At 68.2% G+C, this 21,918-nt stretch carries 19 protein-coding genes and 7 tRNA genes; 6 read left to right on the top strand and 20 right to left on the bottom strand.

Annotated elements, in window-relative coordinates:
* Positions 1-74 precede the first annotated feature (74 nt).
* A complete protein-coding gene (locus tag B9Y95_RS05300) occupies positions 75-1,304 on the top strand; it encodes a DUF349 domain-containing protein (protein ID WP_412458816.1) in 1,230 nt (409 codons plus the stop codon).
* 94 nt (positions 1,305-1,398) lie between these two features.
* A complete protein-coding gene (locus B9Y95_RS05295) occupies positions 1,399-2,076 on the top strand; it encodes an error-prone DNA polymerase family protein (protein ID WP_085510871.1) in 678 nt (225 codons plus the stop codon).
* Here the strand turns inward: B9Y95_RS05295 and B9Y95_RS05290 are convergent.
* The 12 genes from B9Y95_RS05290 to thrS all read right to left on the bottom strand — a co-directional run bounded on the left by B9Y95_RS05290 (position 2,063) and on the right by thrS (position 15,030).
* Entirely contained in the window at positions 2,063-4,318 is a 2,256-nt protein-coding gene (locus tag B9Y95_RS05290; protein ID WP_079705918.1) for a RelA/SpoT family protein, read from the bottom strand. The two genes, B9Y95_RS05295 and B9Y95_RS05290, sit on opposite strands and share 14 nt — an antisense overlap.
* A gap of 48 nt (positions 4,319-4,366) precedes the next feature.
* The gene (secF, locus tag B9Y95_RS05285) at positions 4,367-5,407 is read right to left on the bottom strand and encodes a protein translocase subunit SecF (RefSeq protein WP_079705917.1); all 1,041 of its coding nucleotides are present in this window, start codon (positions 5,405-5,407) and stop codon (positions 4,367-4,369) included.
* A complete protein-coding gene (gene secD, locus B9Y95_RS05280) occupies positions 5,407-7,158 on the bottom strand; it encodes a protein translocase subunit SecD (protein ID WP_085510870.1) in 1,752 nt (583 codons plus the stop codon). Before secD ends, secF begins: the two co-directional genes overlap by 1 nt.
* Before the next feature lie 64 nt (positions 7,159-7,222).
* Positions 7,223-7,606 (bottom strand): preprotein translocase subunit YajC, encoded by a 384-nt coding sequence (locus B9Y95_RS05275; protein ID WP_085510869.1) that lies wholly within the window; start codon positions 7,604-7,606, stop codon positions 7,223-7,225.
* Positions 7,607-7,678: 72 nt separating this feature from the next.
* Complete coding sequence (gene ruvB, locus B9Y95_RS05270) at positions 7,679-8,710, bottom strand: Holliday junction branch migration DNA helicase RuvB (RefSeq protein WP_085510868.1); 1,032 nt, start codon at positions 8,708-8,710, stop codon at positions 7,679-7,681.
* A complete protein-coding gene (ruvA, locus tag B9Y95_RS05265; RefSeq protein WP_064293816.1) occupies positions 8,707-9,333 on the bottom strand; it encodes a Holliday junction branch migration protein RuvA in 627 nt (208 codons plus the stop codon). The genes ruvB and ruvA overlap by 4 nt, the downstream gene beginning before the upstream one ends.
* A complete protein-coding gene (gene ruvC, locus B9Y95_RS05260; protein ID WP_085510867.1) occupies positions 9,330-9,962 on the bottom strand; it encodes a crossover junction endodeoxyribonuclease RuvC in 633 nt (210 codons plus the stop codon). Before ruvC ends, ruvA begins: the two co-directional genes overlap by 4 nt.
* Positions 9,963-10,058: 96 nt before the next feature.
* Entirely contained in the window at positions 10,059-10,820 is a 762-nt protein-coding gene (locus tag B9Y95_RS05255) for a YebC/PmpR family DNA-binding transcriptional regulator (protein WP_085510866.1), read from the bottom strand.
* Positions 10,821-10,919: 99 nt separating this feature from the next.
* Positions 10,920-11,516, bottom strand: a complete 597-nt coding sequence (gene pdxT / locus B9Y95_RS05250; RefSeq protein WP_085510865.1) for a pyridoxal 5'-phosphate synthase glutaminase subunit PdxT — start codon at positions 11,514-11,516, stop codon at positions 10,920-10,922.
* A 30-nt stretch (positions 11,517-11,546) separates the two neighbouring features.
* Positions 11,547-12,452 carry a pyridoxal 5'-phosphate synthase lyase subunit PdxS gene (gene pdxS / locus B9Y95_RS05245; RefSeq protein WP_085510864.1) on the bottom strand — a complete coding sequence of 302 codons (906 nt, stop codon included), beginning with the start codon at positions 12,450-12,452 and terminating at the stop codon, positions 11,547-11,549.
* Between the two features lie 98 nt (positions 12,453-12,550).
* Positions 12,551-13,111, bottom strand: a complete 561-nt coding sequence (locus B9Y95_RS05240; RefSeq protein WP_085510863.1) for an HIT family protein — start codon at positions 13,109-13,111, stop codon at positions 12,551-12,553.
* Complete coding sequence (gene thrS, locus B9Y95_RS05235; protein ID WP_234994003.1) at positions 13,108-15,030, bottom strand: threonine--tRNA ligase; 1,923 nt, start codon at positions 15,028-15,030, stop codon at positions 13,108-13,110. The genes B9Y95_RS05240 and thrS overlap by 4 nt, the downstream gene beginning before the upstream one ends.
* A 193-nt stretch (positions 15,031-15,223) precedes the next feature.
* Between thrS and B9Y95_RS05230 the strand changes: the two genes are divergently transcribed.
* The gene (locus tag B9Y95_RS05230; RefSeq protein ID WP_159453333.1) at positions 15,224-15,907 is read left to right on the top strand and encodes a lysoplasmalogenase; all 684 of its coding nucleotides are present in this window, start codon (positions 15,224-15,226) and stop codon (positions 15,905-15,907) included.
* A gap of 97 nt (positions 15,908-16,004) precedes the next feature.
* On the opposite strand, the gene B9Y95_RS05225 is transcribed toward B9Y95_RS05230, so the two are convergent.
* The 7 genes from B9Y95_RS05225 to B9Y95_RS05195 all read right to left on the bottom strand — a co-directional run bounded on the left by B9Y95_RS05225 (position 16,005) and on the right by B9Y95_RS05195 (position 18,136).
* Positions 16,005-16,076 (bottom strand) — tRNA-Val (locus B9Y95_RS05225).
* Positions 16,077-16,097: 21 nt separating this feature from the next.
* Positions 16,098-16,168 (bottom strand) — tRNA-Cys (locus B9Y95_RS05220).
* A 56-nt stretch (positions 16,169-16,224) separates the two neighbouring features.
* Positions 16,225-16,296 (bottom strand) — tRNA-Gly (locus B9Y95_RS05215).
* A gap of 282 nt (positions 16,297-16,578) precedes the next feature.
* A complete protein-coding gene (locus B9Y95_RS05210) occupies positions 16,579-17,115 on the bottom strand; it encodes an HNH endonuclease signature motif containing protein (RefSeq protein ID WP_085510861.1) in 537 nt (178 codons plus the stop codon).
* Positions 17,116-17,799: 684 nt separating this feature from the next.
* Positions 17,800-17,874, bottom strand: a tRNA-Val gene (locus B9Y95_RS05205).
* A gap of 59 nt (positions 17,875-17,933) precedes the next feature.
* Positions 17,934-18,004 (bottom strand) — tRNA-Cys (locus B9Y95_RS05200).
* Between the two features lie 60 nt (positions 18,005-18,064).
* A tRNA-Gly gene (locus tag B9Y95_RS05195) sits at positions 18,065-18,136 on the bottom strand.
* 168 nt (positions 18,137-18,304) lie between these two features.
* Between B9Y95_RS05195 and B9Y95_RS05190 the strand changes: the two genes are divergently transcribed.
* Positions 18,305-18,377: transfer RNA gene (locus tag B9Y95_RS05190), tRNA-Val, on the top strand.
* Between the two features lie 71 nt (positions 18,378-18,448).
* On the opposite strand, the gene B9Y95_RS05185 is transcribed toward B9Y95_RS05190, so the two are convergent.
* Positions 18,449-19,504, bottom strand: coding sequence for a hypothetical protein (locus B9Y95_RS05185; RefSeq protein ID WP_412458815.1), 1,056 nt, complete (start codon positions 19,502-19,504; stop codon positions 18,449-18,451).
* Between the two features lie 133 nt (positions 19,505-19,637).
* On the opposite strand from B9Y95_RS05185, the gene B9Y95_RS05180 reads away from it, so the two are divergent.
* Both B9Y95_RS05180 and B9Y95_RS05175 read left to right on the top strand, forming a co-directional pair.
* Positions 19,638-20,774, top strand: a complete 1,137-nt coding sequence (locus tag B9Y95_RS05180) for a glycosyltransferase family protein (protein WP_234993968.1) — start codon at positions 19,638-19,640, stop codon at positions 20,772-20,774.
* Positions 20,771-21,913: a glycosyltransferase gene (locus B9Y95_RS05175; RefSeq protein WP_085510860.1), complete on the top strand. Its 1,143-nt coding sequence runs from the start codon at positions 20,771-20,773 to the stop codon at positions 21,911-21,913. The genes B9Y95_RS05180 and B9Y95_RS05175 overlap by 4 nt, the downstream gene beginning before the upstream one ends.
* The last annotated feature ends 5 nt before the right edge of the window (positions 21,914-21,918 follow it).

The following is a 21,918-nucleotide window of genomic DNA, read 5'->3' as shown; positions in this document are numbered from 1 at the left end:
ACTCGGGGTAATAGGCTTGTGGATCGATCACGATCGCCACGAACGGCGGTCAACACACAGCAAGGGTGATGCGCGTGACCAGTCCAGAGATCGAACCGTGGGGTCGTGTCGACGACGACGGCACCGTCTACGTCCGTGAGGCCGACGGTGAACGAGCGGTCGGACAGTACCCCGACGGTTCCAAGGAGGAGGCGCTCGCGTACTTCGAGCGAAAGTTCACGGACCTCGCCGGACAGGTGACGCTCCTCGAGCAGCGCGCGAAGCGCGGTGCACCGGCGACGGACGTCGCGAAGGCCGTGAAGTCGATCACCAAGCAGGTCGAGTCCGCCAACGCGGTCGGCAACCTCCAGGCGCTCCTGACCCGCCTCGCGGCGCTCGACGGCACCGTGAGCGAGCTGACCGAGGCACAGAGCCAGGAGACCAAGGCAGCGCTCAAGGAGGCGGCACGTGCGCGTCTCGCGATCGTCGAGGAAGCCGAGCAGCTCGCGCAGCAGGATCCGGCACGGGTGCAGTGGAAGCAGACCTCGGCGCGACTCGACGAACTCTTCGCCGAGTGGCAGCGCCAGCAGCACGACGGACCTCGTCTCGCGAAGAACGACGCCAACGACCTCTGGAAGCGGTTCCGGACGGCGCGCGCGACGATCGAGCAGCACCGTCGTGCGTTCTACACGGAGCTGGACTCGGTCCACAAGGAGGCCCGCGGCATCAAGCAGAAGCTCGTCGAGCGCGCCGAGGCCCTCATCGCCAAGGGCGCCGAGGGCATCCCCGCCTACCGCAGCCTGCTCGACGAGTGGAAGGCCTCCCCGCGTGCCGGGAAACGCCAGGATGACGCGCTCTGGGCGAAGTTCAAGGCGGCGGGCGACGCGATCTACGGCGCCAAGGCCGAGATCGACGCGCGCGACAACGAGGAGTTCCAGGGCAACCTGGACCTGAAGCTCGCGGTGTTGGCGGATGCCGAGCCGATCCTGGCCGACACGAATCGGGACTCGGCGCGCAAGGCGCTCACCGACATCCAGCGTCGGTGGGACGAGATCGGCAAGGTCCCGCGTGAGCAGGTCCGCGTCGTCGAAGACCGTCTCCGCAAGATCGAGACCCACGTCAAGCAGCTCGAGGACGAGCACTGGAAGCGCAACAACCCCGAGACGAAGGCGCGGACCGAGGGGCTCGCGAGCCAGCTCGCCGACGCCATCGCCAAGCTCGAAGACGAGGTCGAGGCGGCACGAGCCTCCGGCGACGCCGACCGGCTCACCGCGGCCATCGAGGCGCTGGACGCGCGCAAGGCGTGGCTCGGGGCGATCCGCTAGACGGATCCGCTCCACCAACCGCGTGACGGTCGCGGTTCTCCACAGATCCGTCGATGATCCTCCTCCTGCCGGACGGCTGCAGGAGGATCGTCGTATGTCCACGGCACTCCAGACGTCCTCCCCCATCGAGCCAGGCTGCGCGACGGATCCCTCGGCCTCCACGAGCCGCCTCCCCGCCTACCTCCAGCCACCTGAGCTCTCCGTCGCCGAGCTCGCCGCCGCGCGGCTCGACGGCGAGCTCTTCGCCTTCGAAGACGGCTACTGCAGTGTCGACGAACCCGACACCGTCAGGCTGCGCGCGGCGGTCCTCGAACAGCTGCCCGGGCTGGCCGACGCGGTCATCGCTGAGACGAGTGCTGCCTGGCTGCACGGCGCGGCGCTCATCGCACCGAGGGTCCACACGGGTTTCGTGTCGATGGAACGGCGAAGCGCGCGTTCGCCCCGGTTGCGTCTGCGTCAGGTGTCACTCCGCGCGGACGACAGCGAGCGGTGCGGCGCACTGCGGGTCACGACCCCCACGCGCACGGTCGCGGACCTGGCGCGGCGCACCGGGGCCGACGCGGAGGAGGCCATGACGACGATCCGCAACTACTTCCTGCTCGGGCTCACCAGCCCTGAGGAGGTCGTCGCATGGGTCCGCTCCGTCCCACGGGTCCTCGGCGGCACACGGATCGTCCGTGTCGTGTCGAGTGCCACCGAGGTGATGCTCCCCGGCCTCGAGCCGACTCGGAGTGAACTGGCGTCCTGGTCGCTCCCGCTCAGCCGCCGTTGACCCGGTAGACGTCGTAGACGGTGTCGATCCGCCGGACCGCGTTCAGTACCCGGTCGAGGTGGGTGGTGTCCCCCATCTCGAACACGAAGCGGCTGATGGCCAGGCGGTCGCTCGAGGTGTTCACCGTCGCCGACAGGATGTTGACGTGGTACTCGGACAGCACCCGCGTCACATCCGACAACAGTCCAGCTCGATCGAGCGCCTCGACCTGGATCTGGACGAGGAACACGCTCTTCGACGACGGAGCCCACTCCACATCGATCATGCGCTCGGGCTCCTGCAGGAGTCCCTGGACGTTGTGGCAATCCGAACGATGGACGGAGACGCCGGAGCCCCGCGTGACGAACCCGACGATCTCATCACCCGGCACCGGGGTGCAGCACTTCGCGAGCTTGACCAGGATGTCGGGAGCACCGAGCACGAGGACCCCGGAGTCGCTGTTCTGCAGCCGCTCACGGCGGCTCCCGCGGACCGGGACGGTGTACTCGGCGTGCTCGCTGTCGGCGTCCTTCTGGAGGAGCGCGACGACCTTCTCGAGCACGGACTGCGTCGAGACGTGCCCCTCGCCGACGGCGGCGTAGAGTGCCGTGACGTCCTCGTAGCGCAGTTGCGCGGCGACCTCAGCGAACGAGTCCTGGTTCATGAGCTTCTGGAGCGGCAGGTTCTGCTTGCGCATCGCCCGTGCGATCGCGTCACGGCCCTGCTCGATGGCCTCGTCGCGTCGTTCCTTCGTGAACCACTGGCGGATCTTGTTCCGCGCCCGAGGGCTCTTGACGAAGTTCAACCAGTCCTGGCTCGGACCGGAATCGGGGTTCTTCGAGGTGAAGACCTCCACCACGTCGCCGGTGTTGAGTGAACTCTCCAGCGGCACGAGCCGCCCGTTGACGCGGGCGCCCATCGTCCGGTGGCCGACCTCCGTGTGGACGGCGTAGGCGAAGTCCACCGGCGTCGCGCCGGCGGGCAGGCCGACGACACGCCCCTTCGGGGTGAAGACGTAGACCTCCTTCGCACCGATCTCGAACCGCAACGAGTCGAGGAACTCCCCCGGATCCGCCGTCTCCGCCTGCCAGTCGGAGATGTGGGCGAGCCAGGCCATCGAGCTGTCGGGCTCGGCGGAGGACGCGGTCTTCCCGCTGTTCATCCGCTCCTTGTACTTCCAGTGCGCGGCGACACCGAACTCGGCCCGCTGGTGCATCTCGTTCGTGCGGATCTGTATCTCGACGGGCTTCCCGCCCGGTCCGACGACGGTGGTGTGCAGCGACTGGTACAGGTTGAACTTCGGCGTGGCGATGTAGTCCTTGAAGCGCCCTGGGACGGGGGTCCACCGTGCGTGGATCGACCCGAGCACCGCGTAGCAGTCGCGGAGCGAGTTGACGAGGACACGGATGCCGACGAGGTCGTAGATGTCGTCGAACTCGCGGCCTCGGACGACCATCTTCTGGTAGATCGAGTAGTACTGCTTCGGACGACCGGCGACCTTGCCGCGGATCTTCTGCGCCTTGAGATCCTCGTTCACCGCGTCGATGACGTGCTGCACGTACTCCTCGCGCTGCGGCGTCCGCTGCTTGACGAGCGATTCGATCTCGGCGTAGAGCTTCGGGTACAACACGGCGAAGGACAGGTCTTCGAGCTCCCACTTGATCGCCTGGATCCCGAGGCGGTGCGCGAGCGGTGCGTAGATCTCGAGGGTCTCCGTGGCCTTCTTCGCCGCCTTCTCGGCCGGGACGAATCCCCAGGTCCGGGCGTTGTGCAGCCGGTCGGCGAGTTTGATGATCAGGACGCGGATGTCCTTCGACATCGCGACGATCATCTTCCGGACCGTCTCGGCCTGTGCGCTGTCGCCGTACTTGACCTTGTCGAGCTTCGTGACGCCGTCGACGAGCATGGCGACCTCGTCGCCGAAGTCCGCATGGAGTTGGTCGAGCGAGTAGTCGGTGTCCTCGACGGTGTCGTGGAGGAGGGCGGCGACGATCGTCTTCGGTCCGATACCGAGGTCGGCCAGGATCTGGGAGACGGCGACCGGGTGCGTGATGTAGGGCTCGCCGCTCTGGCGCTTCTGGCCGGAGTGGGCCCGCTCGGCGACCGTGTACGCACGCTCGATGAGCGCCAGGTCGGCCTTGGGATGGTGCTGCCGCACCGTCCGCATCAGGGTGTCGACGGCGCCGGCCGGCTGCGCCTTCGAGAAGATCCGTGGGACGAGACGGCGCAGGGAGGCCGTCGAGGATGTCGTGGTGTCCGCCATCTCAGGCCTCCCTGCGCTCGTGCACGCGGTTGTCGGTCGCTGTCAGAGTCAACGCGCCAGCGGCGCGTCTGCTTCCGTGCGTTCGCCCTCGGCGTCATCCGAGGTCTGAGCGCGCTCGCGCGCCTGCAGCACGCGCTTGTCGTGCTTGGCGATGCGGGGCTCGTTGTGCCGGAAGTTCGCGTAGAGCGGTGCCGCGACGAAGATCGTCGAGTACGTGCCGACGAGGATACCGACGAGCAGGGCGAGCGAGATGTCGCGCAGGGTGTCGGCACCGAGGACGAAGGCACCGAAGAACAGGATCGCCGCGACCGGGAGCGCCGCCACGACGCCGGTGTTGATCGAGCGCACCAGGGTCTGGTTGACCGCGAGGTTGACCGACTCCCCGAACGTCCGGGCCGCGCCGTCGGCGTCGAGCGTCGTGTTCTCGCGGATCTTGTCGAACACCACGACGGTGTCGTACAGCGAGAACCCGAGGATGGTGAGGAAGCCGATCATGGCGGCCGGCGTGATCTCCCAGCCCGTCGCGGCGTAGACACCGGCCGTGATGATGAGGTCGTGCATGAGGGAGAGCAGCGCGGCCGCGGACATCTTCCAGGTGCGGAAGTACAGGGCCATGAGGATCGCCGCGAGGACGAGGAACACGATGAGGCCGACGATCGCCTGCTTGGAGACGTCTTGACCCCATGACGGGCCGATGAACGAACTCGTGATGTCGGACTGTTCGACGCCATAGGCCTCGGCCAAGGCAGCCGACACCTGCTGGGTGACCTTGTCGTTCTTCAGCTGGTCGGTCTGCACGCGGACCGAGTTGCCGCCGACGACGGTCACGTGGGTGGTCGCACCGCTGACCACGGACGCGACCGCGTCTTCAGCCAGCGTCTGATCGGTGCTCTTGACGTCGGCGATCTGGAACTGCGAACCACCGCGGAACTCGATGCCGAAGTTGAATCCGCCCTTGACGACCGGGATCAACACGGAGAGGACGACCGCGACGATGGCGATCGTGTACCAGATCTTGCGCTTGCCGACGAAGTCGTAGGAGCGCTTCCCGGTGTAGAGCTCGTTTCCGAACCGTGCGAACGCACCCATCAGGAGTCCTTCCCATCGGTCGGCAGATCGTCTGTTCTGGTGTCGGAGCCGCCTCCGACGAGGGCCGCCTGCTTGCGCTCGGCGATCGTCTGGCGCTTGGCCGCCTCACGGCTGCTGGACGCGGCCTTGGCGCCGGGCACCGAGACGGGCTTCCGGAACTCTGCACGACCGCGGTAGATGGCGCCGAGGGCCGACGGATCGAGACCGGTGAACGGCTTGCCGCTGTTGAAGAGCTTCGTCTGGCCGAGGAGCTGCATCATCGGGTGCGTGAACAGCAGCACGACGATGACGTCGATGATCGTGGTCACGCCGAGGGTGAGGGCGAAGCCGCGGACGTTGCCGATCGCGAGGACGTACAGCACCACGGCGGACAGGAGGTTGACACCCTTCGCCGCGTAGATGGTGCGCTTGGCGCGCTTCCAGCCGGCTTCGACGGCGGACTCCAGACCGCGGCCGTCGCGGAGTTCGTCCTTGATGCGTTCGAAGTACACGATGAACGAGTCCGCGGTGAAACCGATGGCGACGATGAGGCCTGCTATCCCGGCGAGGGAGAGCCGGAAGCCCTGGCGCCAGGACATCAGCAGGATCACCACATAGGTGAGTACCGCTGCCGCGACGAGCGAGGCGATGGTCACGGTGCCGAGGAGCCGGTACTGGAACAGCGTGTAGATGACGACCAGGATGAGCCCGATCAGGCCGGCGATGAGGCCGCTCTCCAGCTGCGTCGAACCGAGGGTCGCCGAGATGGTGTCCTGGCTCTGGACGACGAAGCTGATCGGCAGGGCGCCGAACTTGAGCTGATCGGCGAGGGTCTTGGCGGATTCCTCCGTGAAGGAGCCGCTGATCTCGGGCTTGCCGTCCGAGATGACGGCGAGCGACTGCGGAGCGGAGATGACGTTGCCGTCGAGCACGATCGCGAACTGGTTCTGCGGGCTCTGCAGCGAGGTCAGGCGGCCGGTGACGTCGGCGAAGAGCGCCGTGCCCTTCTCGTTGAAGACCGGGTACACCGCCCACTCGCCCGTGCTGGCACCCGACGACGTCGTCTTGATGCCGGCGCTCGCGTCGGACAGGTCTTCTCCGGACACCTCGACCGGGCCGAGGACGTACTTGAAGGTGCCGTCGACGTCGCACGTGATGAGCGGGTCGGCAGCGGGAGCGGCGGTGGCGTCGAGTGAATCCGCGTTCGCGGCGCAGTCGTAGGCCTGGAAGGCGGCGTACAGCGCGGGCGTCACCTGCGACAGGTCGCTCGCGTTCGTCGGTGACGCGGTAGGCGTGCTCTCGAGGCCCGGATCCGGCGTCGGATACGGGGTCGAGGCGCCGTCTTCACCGATGAAGGTGTTGGACGGCTGACCGGGAGTCAGCTGCTGCGAGGTGAGGACCGGACGGAACTCGAGCTTCGCGGAGCTCTCGATGCGGTTCAGCGTCGCTTCGTCGGGGGTTCCCGGGATCGAGACGACGACGTTCTGACCCTGCGTCGTGATCTCCGCTTCCGAGACGCCGGATGCGTCGACGCGCTGGCGAATGATCGCCACGGCCTGGTTCAGCTGCTCGTTGGAGACCGTCTGGCCGGACTCCAGCTTCGGCGCGAGGATGATCTGGGTGCCACCCTCGAGGTCGAGGGCCAGCTTGGGCGCCCAAGAGCTGTTCCCCCAGAGGACCCCGGCCGCGTTGATCGCGAACAAACCGATGAGGATTACGCCAAGCCAGGTGAGCGAACGCCACGCTTTCTTGACCGGAGTCGACTTTGCCAAACTCGGAACTCAGCTTTCTCTGCCGGCGGTGGCACGACGGCCACCGCCCGGGAAGGGGTTGGGACTAGTCGTCGCTCTTCTGCGGCTTCGAGGTGTCCTCGACGCGCTGGCCGAATTCGGGCTTGGAGAGGTCGAGCGAGGAGGCGTCGTCGGGGATCGACTCGACGACGGGGGCCTCCTCGGCGGTCTCGGCGACCGTCGGTGCGACGACCGCACCCGCGTAGCGGGGGTCGATGGTGACGATGACGCCGGGGGCGATCTCGACATCGGCCTTGCGGGAGTCGCGGTCCATCGAGATGAGGGTGCCGTAGACACCGAAGCCGGTGAGCACCTCGGCGCCGGGGACGAGCTTCTGCTCCGTCACCGCGGCTTGCTTCTTCCGCTTGTTGTTGCTCACCATCATGAACACGATCATGACGCCGGCGAGGCCGAACAGGACGAGGGTCATTGCATCCACGATGGGAACCTTCCAGAGGAGATTGAGGGCGGGAGACGTTGGGAACGCACCGCCAAAGGGAAATTATAGGCCATCGAGGGTCGAGCCATGCTGAGAAGGTGTTCTGCCGAAGTGCCGCCAGGCGGCCGGGGTCGCCACGCGGCCCCGTGGCGTGCGCGTGATGAGGCCGATCCGGACGAGGAACGGCTCGACGACGGACTCGATCGTCTCCGCCTCCTCGCCGACCGAGACCGCGAGCGTGCTGAGCCCGACCGGGCCCCCCGCGAAGCGGTCGAGCATGCTTTCCATGACCGACCGGTCGAGTCGGTCGAGACCGAGGGCGTCGACGTCGTAGAGCTCGAGGGCGGCGCGCACGGTCTCCAGATCGGCGCGGCCACCGTGCACGAGCGCGTAGTCCCGGACGCGGCGGAGGAGCCGGTTCGCGATGCGCGGCGTACCCCGACAGCGTCCGGCGATCTCGGCGACGGCCCGTCCGTCGATGTCGAGCCCGAGCATGTCGGCGGTGCGGTGCAGCACCTGCTGCAGTTCCGGCTCGTCGTAGAACTCGAGGTGCGCGGTGAACCCGAAGCGGTCGCGGAGCGGGTTCGGCAGCAGACCGGAGCGGGTGGTCGCCCCGACCAGGGTGAACGGCGCCAGCTCGAGCGGGATGCTCGTCGCGCCGGCACCCTTGCCCACCATGATGTCGATGCGGAAGTCCTCCATGGCGAGGTACAACATCTCCTCCGCAGGGCGGGCCATGCGGTGGATCTCGTCGATGAAGAGGACCTCACCCGGGGTGAGTGACGACAGGACCGCGGCGAGGTCGCCGGCATGCTGGATGGCCGGACCGCTCGTGAGCCGGAGCGGCTTACCCGTCTCGTGCGCGACGATCATCGCGAGGGTGGTCTTGCCGAGTCCAGGAGGGCCGGCCAGCAGGATGTGGTCGGGGGTGCGGTTCTGCATCCCGGCGGCCGTGATCAGGAGTTGCAACTGACCGCGGGCCTTGGCCTGACCGACGAACTCGGAGAGTGACCGCGGGCGCAGCGCCCCTTCGAACGCCAGTTCCGCGTCGGACTCGGCGGCTGGATTGGTGAGGTCTTCTGGAGCGTCCGTCACGAGGTGCGGCCTCCGGCGTGTGCCGGGCCGAGTCTGCCGAGAGCCAGGCGGATGAGCGACGGCACGGTCGAGAGGTCGTCCGCACTTGCGGAGGCGGAGGCCTCCACGACCGCCTGCGTCGCCGTCTTCTCCGGCCAACCGAGCCCGATGAGCGCCGTGACGACCTGATCGGCGATCGCGGCGGCGTTCACGGTGGTCGCCGGGGCTTCAGGCGTCGTCCTGGTGACGCGGAGCTTGCCGGCGAGCGACACGGTGATGAGCTTCGCCGTCTTCGGCCCGATCCCGGAGACCTTGCGGAACGGGGCGTCGTCGTCCGCGGAGATGGCTGCGGCGATCTGCTCCGGCGTCAGCGCCTCCAGTACCCCGAGCGCCGACTTCGGCCCGACCCCGGTGACGCTCACCAGGAGCTCGAACACGGACAGCTCCTCGGCGGATCGGAACCCGAACAGCGAGAGCGAGTCCTCCCGCACGATCAGTGTCGTCGAGAGGAGTGCTTCGGTGCCGACCCGGAGTGAGAGGGCATGGGCTGGCGTGACCTGGACGGCGAATCCGACGCCGCCCACCTCGATCACGACGAGGTTGCCGACCGCGCTCAGGACGGTGCCGCGGAGGGAGGAGATCATGCTTCCAGCCTAGGGCTCCGCGCTGCCCGGGCCCGGACGGCCGCCTCGCGCGGAGCGCCGCCGCGTTCCGCAGCCGCCCACGCACGCTGGGCCGGGGTGAGTGCTCCACTCCCCTGCGGCGGTGCGCCGACGGGTGTCGCCGCCGTCGACACAGCGGGTCGCCAGGCGTGGCAGATCGCGAGCGCGAGCGCATCAGCGGCGTCAGCGGGCTTCGGGAGTTCGTCGAGACCGAGGATCCGCGCGACCATGGTCTGCACCTGGAGCTTGTCCGCCCGGCCGTAGCCGGTCACCGCGGCCTTGACCTCGCTCGGGGTGTGCAGGCCGACGGGGATCCCGTTCGCGGCCGCAGCGTGCAGGGCGAGCCCACTCGCCTGAGCGGTGCCCATGACCGTCCGGACGTTGTGTTGCGCGAACACGCGCTCGACGGCCATCGCGGTCGGCGAGGTGCGCTCGATCGCCTCGGCGATGCCCTGCGCGATCATGAGGAGTCGCTGCTCGAGTGGGGCGTGCGCGTCCGTCCGGATGACGCCGTACTCGACCATCGTGGCCTGCCGTCCCGGCAGGACGTCGACGACCCCCACCCCGCATCGGGTCAGGCCGGGATCGATGCCGAGGACGCGCAGAGTCATGTTCCGACCCTAAGCGCGGGCGATGCGCCCAGCACTCCGTGAGGGCGGAGTGTCGTACATCCGTTCGAACGAGCTTCGCTCGGCACGGGTGCCGGACTACTCGTCGTCGGCCTCCAGCTCGGCCTGCACCTCGGGGGTGAGGTCGAAGTTGCTGTAGATGTTCTGGACGTCGTCGTTGTCCTCGAGGGCGTCGATCAGCTTGAACACCTTGCGCGCCGTGTCGGCGTCGATCTCGACCTTGAGGTTCGGGACGAAGGCGACGTCGGCGGAGTCGTAGTCGATGCCGGCCTCTTGCAGGGCGGTCCGGGTCGCGACCATGTCGCTCGGCTCGGTGACGACCTCGAAGGTCTCGCCCTCGGTGTTCACCTCTTCTGCGCCCGCATCGAGGACAGCACCGAGGACGTCGTCCTCGGTGGTCCCCTCGGACTGGACGACGATGAGGCCCTTGCGCTGGAAGTTGTAGGCGACGGAGCCCGGGTCGGCCATGGTGCCGCCGTTGCGGGACATCAGCGTCCGGACATCGGCTGCTGCACGGTTCTTGTTGTCGGTGAGGCACTCGACGAGCAGGGCGACGCCGTTCGGCCCGTAGCCCTCGTACATGATCGTGGTGTAGTCGACGACCTCACCGGTGAGGCCGGCACCGCGCTTGACGGCGCGGTCGATGTTGTCGTTCGGGACCGAGGTCTTCTTCGCCTTCTGGATGGCGTCCTGCAGCGTCGGGTTGCCCGCGAGGTCTGCGCCGCCCATCTTGGCCGCGACCTCGATGTTCTTGATGAGCTTGGCGAACGACTTCGCGCGACGGCCGTCGATGACCGCCTTCTTGTGCTTGGTCGTCGCCCACTTGGAGTGTCCGGACATGTGCTCCCTAACTGCGTGAAAAGAACCTGACCAGTCTAGGCCAGCGGCCCGGAACTCGCGATCACGCCGGGATGGGTGGTGGGAGCAGGCAACGGTGCCTCAGCGGGATCGCTCGACCTTGTCGAGGAAGTAGGCGTGGAAACGGGTGTCGCCCGTGACCTCGGGGTGGAAGGACGTGCCGAGGAGGTTCCCCTGTTCGACGGCGACCATCCGACCGTCGGGCAGCGAGGCGAGGGGTGTCACCGCCGGACCGGCGGCTTCGACCGCCGGTGCGCGGATGAACACGGCGTGCACGGGCGGGTCGCCGAGGATCGGGATCGGCAGGTCCGTCTCGAAGGAGTCGAGCTGCGACCCGAAGGCGTTGCGCCGGACGGAGACGTCGAGCCCGCCGAGACTCTGCTGCCCGGCGATCCCGTCGAGGATCCGGTCGGCCAGGAGGATGAGTCCGGCGCAGGTGCCGTAGACGGGCAACCCTGCGGAGATCGCTTCACGCAACGGCCCGGCGAGGTCGAAGGAGCGAGCGAGCTTGTCCATCACGCTCGACTCGCCGCCGGGCAGGACGAGTCCGTCGATGCCGGTCAGTTCCGAGGGGCGCCTGATGAGGCTGACGTCCGCCCCGAGGCTGGTGAGGACGGCTGCGTGCTCCCGGAAGTCCCCTTGGAGGGCGAGGACGCCGACGCGTGCCGTCCCGGTCACGACGTCACCTGGTTCAGGGCGGACGCGGGTCTACCAGCCACGCTCGGCGAGGCGGTGCGGTGCCGCGAGGTCGGCGACGTTGATGCCGACCATCGCCTCACCGAGACCGCGGGAGACCTCGGCGATGACCTGAGGATCGTCGAAGAAGGTCGTCGCCTTGACGACGGCCGCCGCCCGCTGAGCCGGGTTGCCGGATTTGAAGATGCCGGATCCGACGAACACGCCGTCGGCGCCCAGCTGCATCATCATCGCGGCGTCGGCCGGTGTCGCCACGCCCCCGGCGGTGAACAACACGACCGGGAGCTTGCCGGTCTCGGCGATCTCCACGACGAGGTCGTACGGGGCCTGCAGCTCCTTCGCCGCGACGTACAGCTCGTCCTTCGACATCGACGACAGCTGTGCGATCTCGGAGCGGATCTTGCGGATGTGCTTCGTCGCCTCGGACACGTCGCCGGTACCGGCCTCACCCTTCGAGCGGATCATCGCGGCACCCTCGTTGATGCGCCGCAGCGCCTCCCCCAGGTTGGTGGCACCGCACACGAACGGGACGTCGAAGCCCCACTTGTCGATGTGGTTCACGTAGTCGGCCGGGCTCAGGACCTCGGACTCGTCGATGTAGTCGACGTCGAGCGCCTGGAGGACCTGGGCTTCGACGAAGTGTCCGATGCGAGCCTTCGCCATCACGGGGATGGACACCTCGGCGATGATCGATTCGATGAGGTCCGGATCGCTCATCCGAGCCACGCCGCCCTGGGACCGGATGTCCGCCGGGACGCGCTCGAGGGCCATCACGGCGACGGCCCCGGCGTCCTCCGCGATACGGGCCTGCTCGGCGGTGACGACGTCCATGATGACGCCGCCCTTGAGCATCTCCGCGAGTCCGCGCTTCACGCGGTTCGAGCCGTGCTGTCCAGTGGTCGTGCTGCTCTCGGTCATGGTGGCGAGCGTACCGCCGGGTGGCCTGACGATGCTCCGTCCACAGGCCGGAAATTGGACTTGGGTGGACCGGTCCGGATGCACCGGCCCACGACAGTTCAGGCCGAGGCCGGCCAGGCGTCCGCGATCGACTGCCGGACGTCGCCGAGCAGCTGCGGGAGCGCCTTGGTCTGGGCGATGATCGGGAAGAAGTTGGCGTCCGTCGCCCAGCGCGGGACGATGTGCTGGTGCAGGTGCGCCGCGATCCCGGCGCCGGCCACGGCACCCTGGTTCATGCCGAGGTTGAAGCCGTCGTTCCTCGAGACGGACCGGACGACCCGCATCGCCGTCTGCGTCAGAGCACCGATCTCGGCGACCTCCTCCGTCGTCGCGTCGTCGTACATCGCGACGTGGCGGTACGGGCAGACGAGCAGGTGCCCGGAGTTGTACGGGAAGAGGTTCAGCAGCACGAAGGCGTGCTCGCCCCGATGCACGATGAGCGCTGACTCGTCGTCGAGCGTCGGTGCGATGCAGAACGGACAACCGTCGTCGGATGGCTGGCCCTGCTTGATGTAGACCATCCGGTGGGGCGTCCAGAGACGCTGGAACGCGTCCGGGACGCCCACCAGGTGGGAGGTGTCGATCGACTCGAACGACTCCGGTTCGGTGCCCGGGGTCATGCCGGCAGATCCGCTGCGGTGTTCACCTGCAGTTTCGCGGCGATGGCGGCGCGGATCCGGCGCACGGCGTCGGCGACGGGGACACCGTTCTCCTGGGTGCCGTCGCGGAATCGGAAGCTCACCGCGCCGTTGGCCTGGTCTTCCTCGCCGACGATCAGCTGCAGCGGGGTCTTCGCCTTGGTGTGGTTGCGGATCTTCTTCTGCATCCGGTCGTCGGAGGCGTCGAGTTCCGCGCGGACGCCGGACGAGCGCAGCTCGGCGATGACACCGCCGAGGAACTCCTCGTACTGCTCGGAGACGGGGATGCCGACGACCTGCACGGGGGCGAGCCACACCGGGAAAGCACCCGCGTAGTGCTCGAGCAGGATCGCGAAGAACCGCTCGATCGAGCCGAGGAGTGCGCGGTGGATCATCGCCGGGCGCTTGCGCGTACCGTCCGCGGCCGTGTACTCCAGCTCGAACAACTCGGGCAGGTTGAAGTCGAGCTGCACGGTGGACAGCTGCCACGTCCGGCCGATCGCGTCGCGCGCCTGCACCGAGATCTTCGGACCGTAGAAGGCTGCGCCGGCGGGGTCGAGGACGAGCTCGAGACCGGACTCGACCGCCACCTGGCGGAGGGTCTCGGTCGCTTCGTCCCAGACCTCGTCGGTGCCGACGTACTTGTCGGGGTCCTTCGTCGAGAGCTCCAGGTAGAAGTCGTCGAGACCGTAGCCGCGGAGGGTCTCGAGGACGAACTGCAGCTGGCGGCCGACCTCGTCCTTGACCTGGTCGTCGGTCACGTAGATGTGGGCGTCGTCCTGCGTGAGGCCACGGACGCGCGTGAGCCCGGAGAGGGTGCCACTCTTCTCGTACCGGTAGACCGTGCCGAACTCGGCGAGTCGCAGCGGCAGTTCGCGGTAGCTGCGGCCTCGAGCGCGGTAGATCAGGTTGTGCATCGGGCAGTTCATGGGCTTCAGGTAGTAGTCCTGGCCCTGACGGGTGACGTGGCCGTCGGCGTCGACCTCCTGGTCGAGGTGCATCGCCGGGAACATGCCGTCCTTGTACCAGGCCAGGTGCTGGCTGACCTCGAACAGGTGCCCCTTCGTGATGTGCGGGGTGTTCACCAGCTCGTAGCCGGAGGCGAGCAGGCGCTCGCGCATGTAGTTCTCGATCTCGTTGCGGATGATGCCGCCCTTGGGGTGGAACACCGCGAGACCCGAGCCGATCTCCTCGGGGAAGCTGAAGAGGTCGAGCTCGGCACCGAGCTTGCGGTGGTCGCGCTTGGCCGCCTCCTCGATCCGCGTCTGATAGGCGCGCAGCTCGTCCTTGGTCGCCCAAGCGGTGCCGTAGATCCGCTGCAGCTGCGGGTTCTTCTCGCTCCCCCGCCAGTACGCCGCGGCGAGACGCGTCAAGGCCCAGCCGTTGCCGATCATGCGCGTGTTCGGCAGGTGTGGACCGCGGCAGAGGTCCTTCCAGACCGTCTCCCCCGTCTTCGGGTCGACGTTGTCGTAGATGGTCAGCTCCGCGCCGCCCACCTCGACGTTCTCGTCGTCGGCTGCGGATCCGCCCTTGAGGCCGATCAGCTCGAGCTTGTACGGCTCCCCCGAGAGTTCCGCGCGAGCCTCGTCTTCGGTGACGACGCGTCGCACGAAGCGCTGGCCCTGGCGGATGATGCGGTCCATCGTCTTCTGCAGCACCTTGAGCGCCTCAGGCGTGAAGGGTGCGGCGACGTCGAAGTCGTAGTAGAAGCCGTCGGTGACCGGCGGGCCGATGCCGAGGTTCGCGTGCGGGTCGACCTGCTGCACGGCCTGCGCGAGCACGTGGGCTGCGGAGTGGCGGAGGATGTCGAGGCCGTCGGGCGAGTCGAGGTGCACCGGCTCGACGGTGTCCGTCTCCGTCACCGTGGCGGCGAGGTCCTTCAGTTCGCCGTTGACGCGCATGGCGACCACGGATCGGTCGGTGAACAGTGCGAACCCGTCACTCACGGATGATCTCTCTTTCTCAGGTGAAACCTTGGCCGTGCAAGCCTATCGTCGTCCACGACGAGGAGACGCTGCCGTCGGTCGGCGGCCGTGGTTCGTGCTCGGCCGGATCGCTAGAGTGAAGGCCTACGACGTGACGGGGGTGGCGCTGATGACGGCTGTGCAGAGGAGCGGGGCTGCGACGGCGCTGTTCGCCGCGCTGCCCGTGGTCGCACTCGTGCACATCATCGCCCTCGCCTCCGGTCAGGAATGGCTGTCGCTCCTCACCAAGCCGTTCATCATGCTGGTCCTCGCGCTGGCGCTCGTGTGGTCGGTCCGACGGCTGTCGGCCGCTGCGGTCACGGCGCTCGTCGCGATCCTCTGCAGCTGGCTGGGCGACGTCGCCCTCATGGTTCCGGGCGAACTCGCGTTCGGCGTGGGGATCCTGTTCTTCATGCTCGCTCAGGCCGGCTATGTCGTGCTCTTCGTGCGGCATCTGCGCACCAGGCAGCGCCCGCCGGTCTGGGCGCTCGTGTACCTGGTATGGCTCGTCGCCGGCATCGCGCTCCTCAGTCAGCAGGACATGGGGGCGCTGTATCCGGCGGTCATCCTCTATGCCGCCGTGATCGGGGCCATGGCCGCGTCATCGACGATGACGACGCCGACGATCGCCGTCGGCGGTGCACTGTTCCTGGTCTCCGACTCGTTGATCGGGCTGGACCGCTTCGTGCCTGCCGTGACGATCTGGGCGGCAGACGAGATCATCATGGCGACGTACGCCGCGGGCCAAGGCCTCATCGTGTGGGGCGTCGCGGAGGTCCTGCGTCGCCGGGAGCGGGCGGTCCTCGCCGTCTGAGCGGACGTCAGGGGTGTGCGACGGGTGGTCTGCGCAAGAGGTGGTCTGTGCAACGACGAAGGGCCCGAGCTGTTCGCTCGGGCCCTTCGTGTTCCTGTGGGCGATACTGGGATCGAACCAGTGACCTCTTCCGTGTCAGGGAAGCGCGCTACCGCTGCGCCAATCGCCCAGGTGAGTGGTGTTGCCAGCGAGGTGGCGACGGGATTCGAACCCGTGTGGACGGCTTTGCAGGCCGCTGCCTAGCCTCTCGGCCACGCCACCACGTGTGATGAAACACACTGTCGAGTGGAACGCTTGCACGTTCTCACTGACACTCGAGCGGATGACGAGATTCGAACTCGCGACCCTCACCTTGGCAAGGTGATGCGCTACCACTGCGCCACATCCGCATTGCATCCCGTTTCCGGGTGCTTGGAAACTCTAGCCGATGTTGACGGCGCTCGTTGACACCTCCGCGCGGGCGAGTCGGCCCAACCCTTGATCTTCCGCGGAAAATCGGGCTGAAATTCCATCTTCCTCGGCGCGTCGGCTCCTGTTGAAGTGCGGCACGGCTCGGGGACTGCAGCGGTGCGGACGGACTCTTCCCGGTCACTGAGCTTGTCGAAGTGCCCCGAGGAACCCTTCGACACGTCGATAGGCTCAGTGCGACGCAGCTCAGGGACCGGAAGGGGTCAGAACGGTGCGGGGTCCGGTTCGCTCCGGTGGTGTTTCCCGTCGGGTGTCGTCCACTCGAGTACCCCGCCTGGTCCATGGTTGAGGCTCCATCCGGGGTGGTTCATCCGGTGATGATGTCGGCACAGGCAGGCGAGGTTCCCGACATCCGTCGTCCCGCCGGCCTCCCACGCGACTGAGTGGTCGAGGTCGCAAGCCCGGGCTCTTCTCCCGCAGCCCGGTGCGCGACAGGTGCCGTCCCGCAGGCGCACCGCGCGTTGCAGGTCGGGCGGAATGCGGTACGTGTTCCGGCCAACGGAGAGCACCGCCCCCCTTTCCGGCTGGACGAGGATGCGGGTGAAGCTCGGTGCGTTCACCGCGATGCGTGCCGCTGTCTCCGGGTCGATGGAGCCGTAGCCGTCGAGCGTCGCCGGGGCGTCACTGATGCCGGCCATAGTGAGCGCCGGCACGGTGATCTGCACGGTCGGCTTGATGCGCTCCCGGACCTCGATCGGGTGCGGGAGGACGGGGCTCGACGCAACATCTTCCGGAGTCACCGACGGGAGAGCGCCCGACGCTCGGCCGGCGGGAAGATGGCCGGGACCGTGGCGTCCGCGAACGCGTCGGCACAGGCGGCGGAGCGGGCGAGCAGACGCGTCTTGCGCGCGTCGAGGACGGCCTGTTGCCGGTGGATCTCAGTCCGCTCATCCGAGAACTCCGCGAGCTGCGCGGCCTATCTGTCGCCGACGCGGGTCGCGTTGCGAGTGGTCTCGGTCATGGAACAAGTCCACCATGGACCACTGACATTCCAGATTCCGGGTCGTCGCAGTTGCGGAAGCCTCCTCGTGCGCCCTTCGACAGGCTCAGGGACCGGAGGGGGCGCTCAGGGACCGGAGGGGGTGCTCAGGGACCGGAAGGGGTGCTCAGGGACCGGAAGGGGTGCTCAGGGACCGGAAGGGGTGCTCAGGGGCCGGAAGGGGTGCTCAGGGACCGGAGGGGGTGCTCAGGGACCGGAAGGGGTGCTTCGGGACCGGAGGAGTTACTCAGCGATGTGAGTGAGGTGCCCGGTGGGCTCTGCTGTGCCCTTCGACATGCTCAGGGACCGTGGAGGGTTGATCACGCTGAAAGGGCGCTCGCGGGCCCTTCGACAGACGGAGCCTCGATGTCCGCGGGGATGGTTGAGTGGACCCGGAAAAGCGCACGCAAACGACGAAAGCCCCCGGGAATCCGGGGGCTTTCTCTGGTGGGCGATACTGGGATCGAACCAGTGACCTCTTCCGTGTCAGGGAAGCGCGCTACCGCTGCGCCAATCGCCCGGGTGGCGTGTGTGGACACGACGCCGGGATGTTGCTGATGGAACTGTGTTGCTGAGGTGAGGTGGCGACGGGATTCGAACCCGTGTGGACGGCTTTGCAGGCCGCTGCCTAGCCTCTCGGCCACGCCACCATGTGTGACCGAACACACTGCCGAGTAGGGCTCCTGCCGGAACAACACCACTGACACTCGAGCGGATGACGAGATTCGAACTCGCGACCCTCACCTTGGCAAGGTGATGCGCTACCACTGCGCCACATCCGCATTGCCCGCATCTCTGCGTGCTCGAACGACTCTAGCCGAAACCTGGACCGATGTTCAAACCGGCGTGCGTACTGCGTCGACAGCGATGCGGATGTGCGTTCGTCACCCGGCATCAGCTAGTATCGTGACTCGCGGCTGTTCGGCACCTCTCGGGTCCGGACGACCTGCGGGCGATTGGCGCAGTTGGTAGCGCGCTTCCTTCACACGGAAGAGGTCATCGGTTCGAGTCCGGTATCGCCCACCCCCGTGGAGCACCTTGTTCGGCGCTCTCTCGTTCATCAGCCCCGTCCCCCGCGTCGGTGCTCGCGCACGTCAGCGACCACCCCACCAATCGAGGTAAGCGCTCGCGGTGTCCGGCAGCGCCGGGCGGAGGCTACGACCGGCGGGCAGGCGCGTCCGGGAGGGATCCAGCCAGGCCGCGGCCAACTCGGTGTGAAGCATCGACGGGTCGTAGCGGACCATCGTCTCCGGTCGCAGCTGCTGCATCTCCGCTGCGTATCGCGAGTCGACGACGAGCGGCCGGCGGCCTGCCTCGACCCAGTCGAGCATCGAGCGTGACGCGGAGACGTGGCCGTGCGCGGCGAGCGGGATGCCAGGACGCGCGATCTGCGCGGCGAACGACGCATCGTCGAGATATCCGGTCACCTCGAACGAGACCTCCACGGCGCGTGCTTCCGCCTCGAGGTCGAGCACATCGTCCTCGTGCCCGGCCGAGGGTGCGCCGATGGCACGGACGACGACGTCGGCGACCGGGTGACCGGTGGCACGGAGATCCTCCGCCGCACGCGAAGCCGCCTGGATCGCCGACGAATGACCCTTGCCCGGGTAGATGAACCCGGCGATGAGGACGGTGAGCGGGCGCGGTCCCGGCAGCGATGCATCGGCGGCCGAGACCGCCGCCGTACCGATCCGGGAGCCGAGCGGAATGGCGTGCGGAACGGTCGCGGCACTGACGCCGAGGAACTCTTCAGCGAGCGCCTGCTCATGACGGCTGTTGACGGTTGTCGCGTGGGCGGCGGCGATGAACCGGGCGTAGGCGGCGATGCGGCGGTCCAGCATCCTGCCGTCGGAGGTCTGCGGGACGTCGTGGAGGGTGACCGTCAACTCGGTGACGTCCGCGAGGCGCTCGACGGCGTCCGCCGCCTCCTCGGGTGACCGGCCGAAGAGACGGTCGGTGACGTGGACGTGGGCACGGTCCACGCCGTCGAGCAGGAGCACGGCGTCGGCCGGGGTCGGGGCGTACACCCGTTCCGCGCGAGGGTCTGCGTGGACGACGGCGTCGGCGACGTCGATCGCGTACTGGACGACGCCGTGGTGCTGTGGGCCGACCATGAGGAGACGGGGTGGGGCTGCGATCACCTGCGTCATGGTGGTGCAGCGGGGGGCCCGCGTCAAGGGTCGCGGGCACTCTCGTCATCGGACCTATGTTCGGAGGACGGCGCCCGTATCGTGCCGACCCGTCCGCGCGTCTCGCGCCCGCATCCGTACAGGGGATCCTGCCATGCAGTCGACCGTGATGTCGCACGCCACCGATCGACCCGCCGACCCGGCATCTCGTCCGATCCGCGTCGTCTCGATACCGGCCGCGCACCCCTACGTCGGCCGCATCACCGCCTCGCCCGCCATCGAGGTGCTGAGCGATCCACCGGTCGATGGAGCGCCGTCGGGTGTCTGGTGGCCGCCCGCCGCCCTCGATCCGGACTGGATACACGACCACGCCGCCGATGCCGACGTGCTCCACATCCACTTCGGGACGGAGTCGTTCCCACCCGGACACGTGACCGCGTGCATCGAGGCCGCGCACGAGGTCGGCTGGTCGGTCGTCTACACGGTGCACGACCTCGAGCACCCGCAGCTCGACAACCAGGCCGCCTACGACCGGCAGCTCGATGAGCTCGTCGGTGGAGCAGACGCCCTGATCACTCTGACCCCTGGCGCCGCCGCCGGCATCCGGGAACGTTGGGGCCGCGACGCCGTCGTCATCCCGCACCCGTCGCTCCTGTCGGATGACGTCACGGTTCCGCTCGTCTTGCCGTCGGCGGAGACGCGGGTCGGCGTCCACCTGAAGGACCTGCGCCCCAATGTCGACGCGGTCGGTGCCGTCACCACCCTCATCGACGCGGCCGAACGCCTCCGCCGCCGTGGAGCGGACGTCGTCGCGGAGGTGCGGATGCACCACGCGGTCCGGGATCCGGAGGCACGCGAGGCCGTCCGACGGCTTGTCGAAAGCTCTGAAGCGGCGATGCTCATCGAACACGAGCGTCTCGACGACCTCGGACTCGCCATCGCACTCAGCCGCCTGGACGTCTGTCTCCTCCCCTACCGGCACGGCACGCACTCGGGTTGGCTCGAACTCTGCTGGGATCTCGGCGTGTCCGTCGCCGTCCCATCCGGAGTCGGGGCGTACCTCGATCAGCATCCCGACGACACCGTCTCCGCCTACGACCTCGGGGACGGTGCATCACTCGAGCGTGCAGTCGGCGCGCTGCTCGACGCGGACGGCACGACCCGTGCCGGCTCCTCCGACCGGACCGCGGCCGTCGCAGAGCGTCGCGCCCGGCGCGTCGTCGACGACGCCGTCAGCGCAGCAGCGCACGCCGAGCTGTACCGCCGAGTCATCGCTGAGCGCGCCTCGTGACGGCCGGTCCACGACTGCGCGTCATCGTCATCGCCCCGCTGCGCTTCCCCATTCGTCGCCCGCACGCCGGTGGGCTCGAATCCGCCGTGTGGTCGGAGGTCACCGCACTGCGCGCACGAGGTCACGAGGTGACGTTCATCGGCGTCCGCGGGTCCGACTTCGTCGAACGCGGCAGCGTCTTCGAACTGCCGGAATTGCGGTGGCCTCGCTGGTCCTCCCCCGACGACGAGCGGTATCCCCCAGGTCACCTGACCCGATCCGTCCCGGCATTGCGCCGTGCGCTCGAAGCGATCGCCGCTCGGCCCGGGAGATACGACGTCGTGTCCAACCACTGCCTGGACGCGCTCCCGGTGGAACTGGCACCCGAGCTGGGCGTCCCCATGATCACCACCCTGCACACCCCGGTCGACGAGGCCGTCGCCGCTGCCGCGAACCGGGTCGGTTCCGACGGCAGCCGGTTCCTGGCGGTGAGCGAGTTCACGAAGCGCACCTGGGCGACGGCCGGTGTCGAGTCCGAGGTGCTCCTGAACGGCATCGATCCGGATGCCTGGCGGGCCGGCCGAGGCGGTGACGACCTCGTGTGGTTCGGACGGGTCGTCGCGGAGAAGGCTCCGCACCTCGCGGTCGACGTCGCCCGTCGACTGGGGCGACGGCTCGTCATCGCCGGTCGCGTGGGCGATCCGGTGTACGCCGAGCGCGTGCTGTCGCCGCTGCTGGGACGTGACGTCCGACATGTCGGACCGCTCGACCCGACGCGGCTCGCCACGCTCGTGGGGCGGAGCGCGGCAGCGGTCTCGACGCCGGCATGGGCCGAGCCGTTCGGTCTCGTCGCACCGGAGGCGCTGATGACCGGGACCCCGGTGGTGAGTTTCGCCGTCGGCGGCGTGCCCGAGATCGCCCAGGCGAGCGTCGGTATGCAGGTCGTCGCACCAGGAGATCTGGCGGCCATGGCGGACCGCGTGGACGGGTTGATCCGGCAGTCGGAGCTGGACCGAGGGTTCCGCGCCTCGATCCGGGCATCCGCCCTCGCCCGGTTCTCGCTCGACGCCAGGGTGGGCCGGCTCGAGGAGCACTTCGCCGCGCTCCTCGGCGACTCGCCCGTGCTCGGTTCCGGACGCGTCGACGAGTTCAGCTCGTGAGGCCC

The sequence above is a fragment of the Plantibacter flavus genome, from assembly GCF_900177615.1.
In the GTDB taxonomy this organism is placed as follows: Bacteria; Actinomycetota; Actinomycetes; order Actinomycetales; family Microbacteriaceae; genus Plantibacter; species Plantibacter flavus.
The sequence above is the reverse complement of the archived record's forward strand: the minus strand, read 5'-3'. Positions and strand labels throughout refer to the sequence as shown.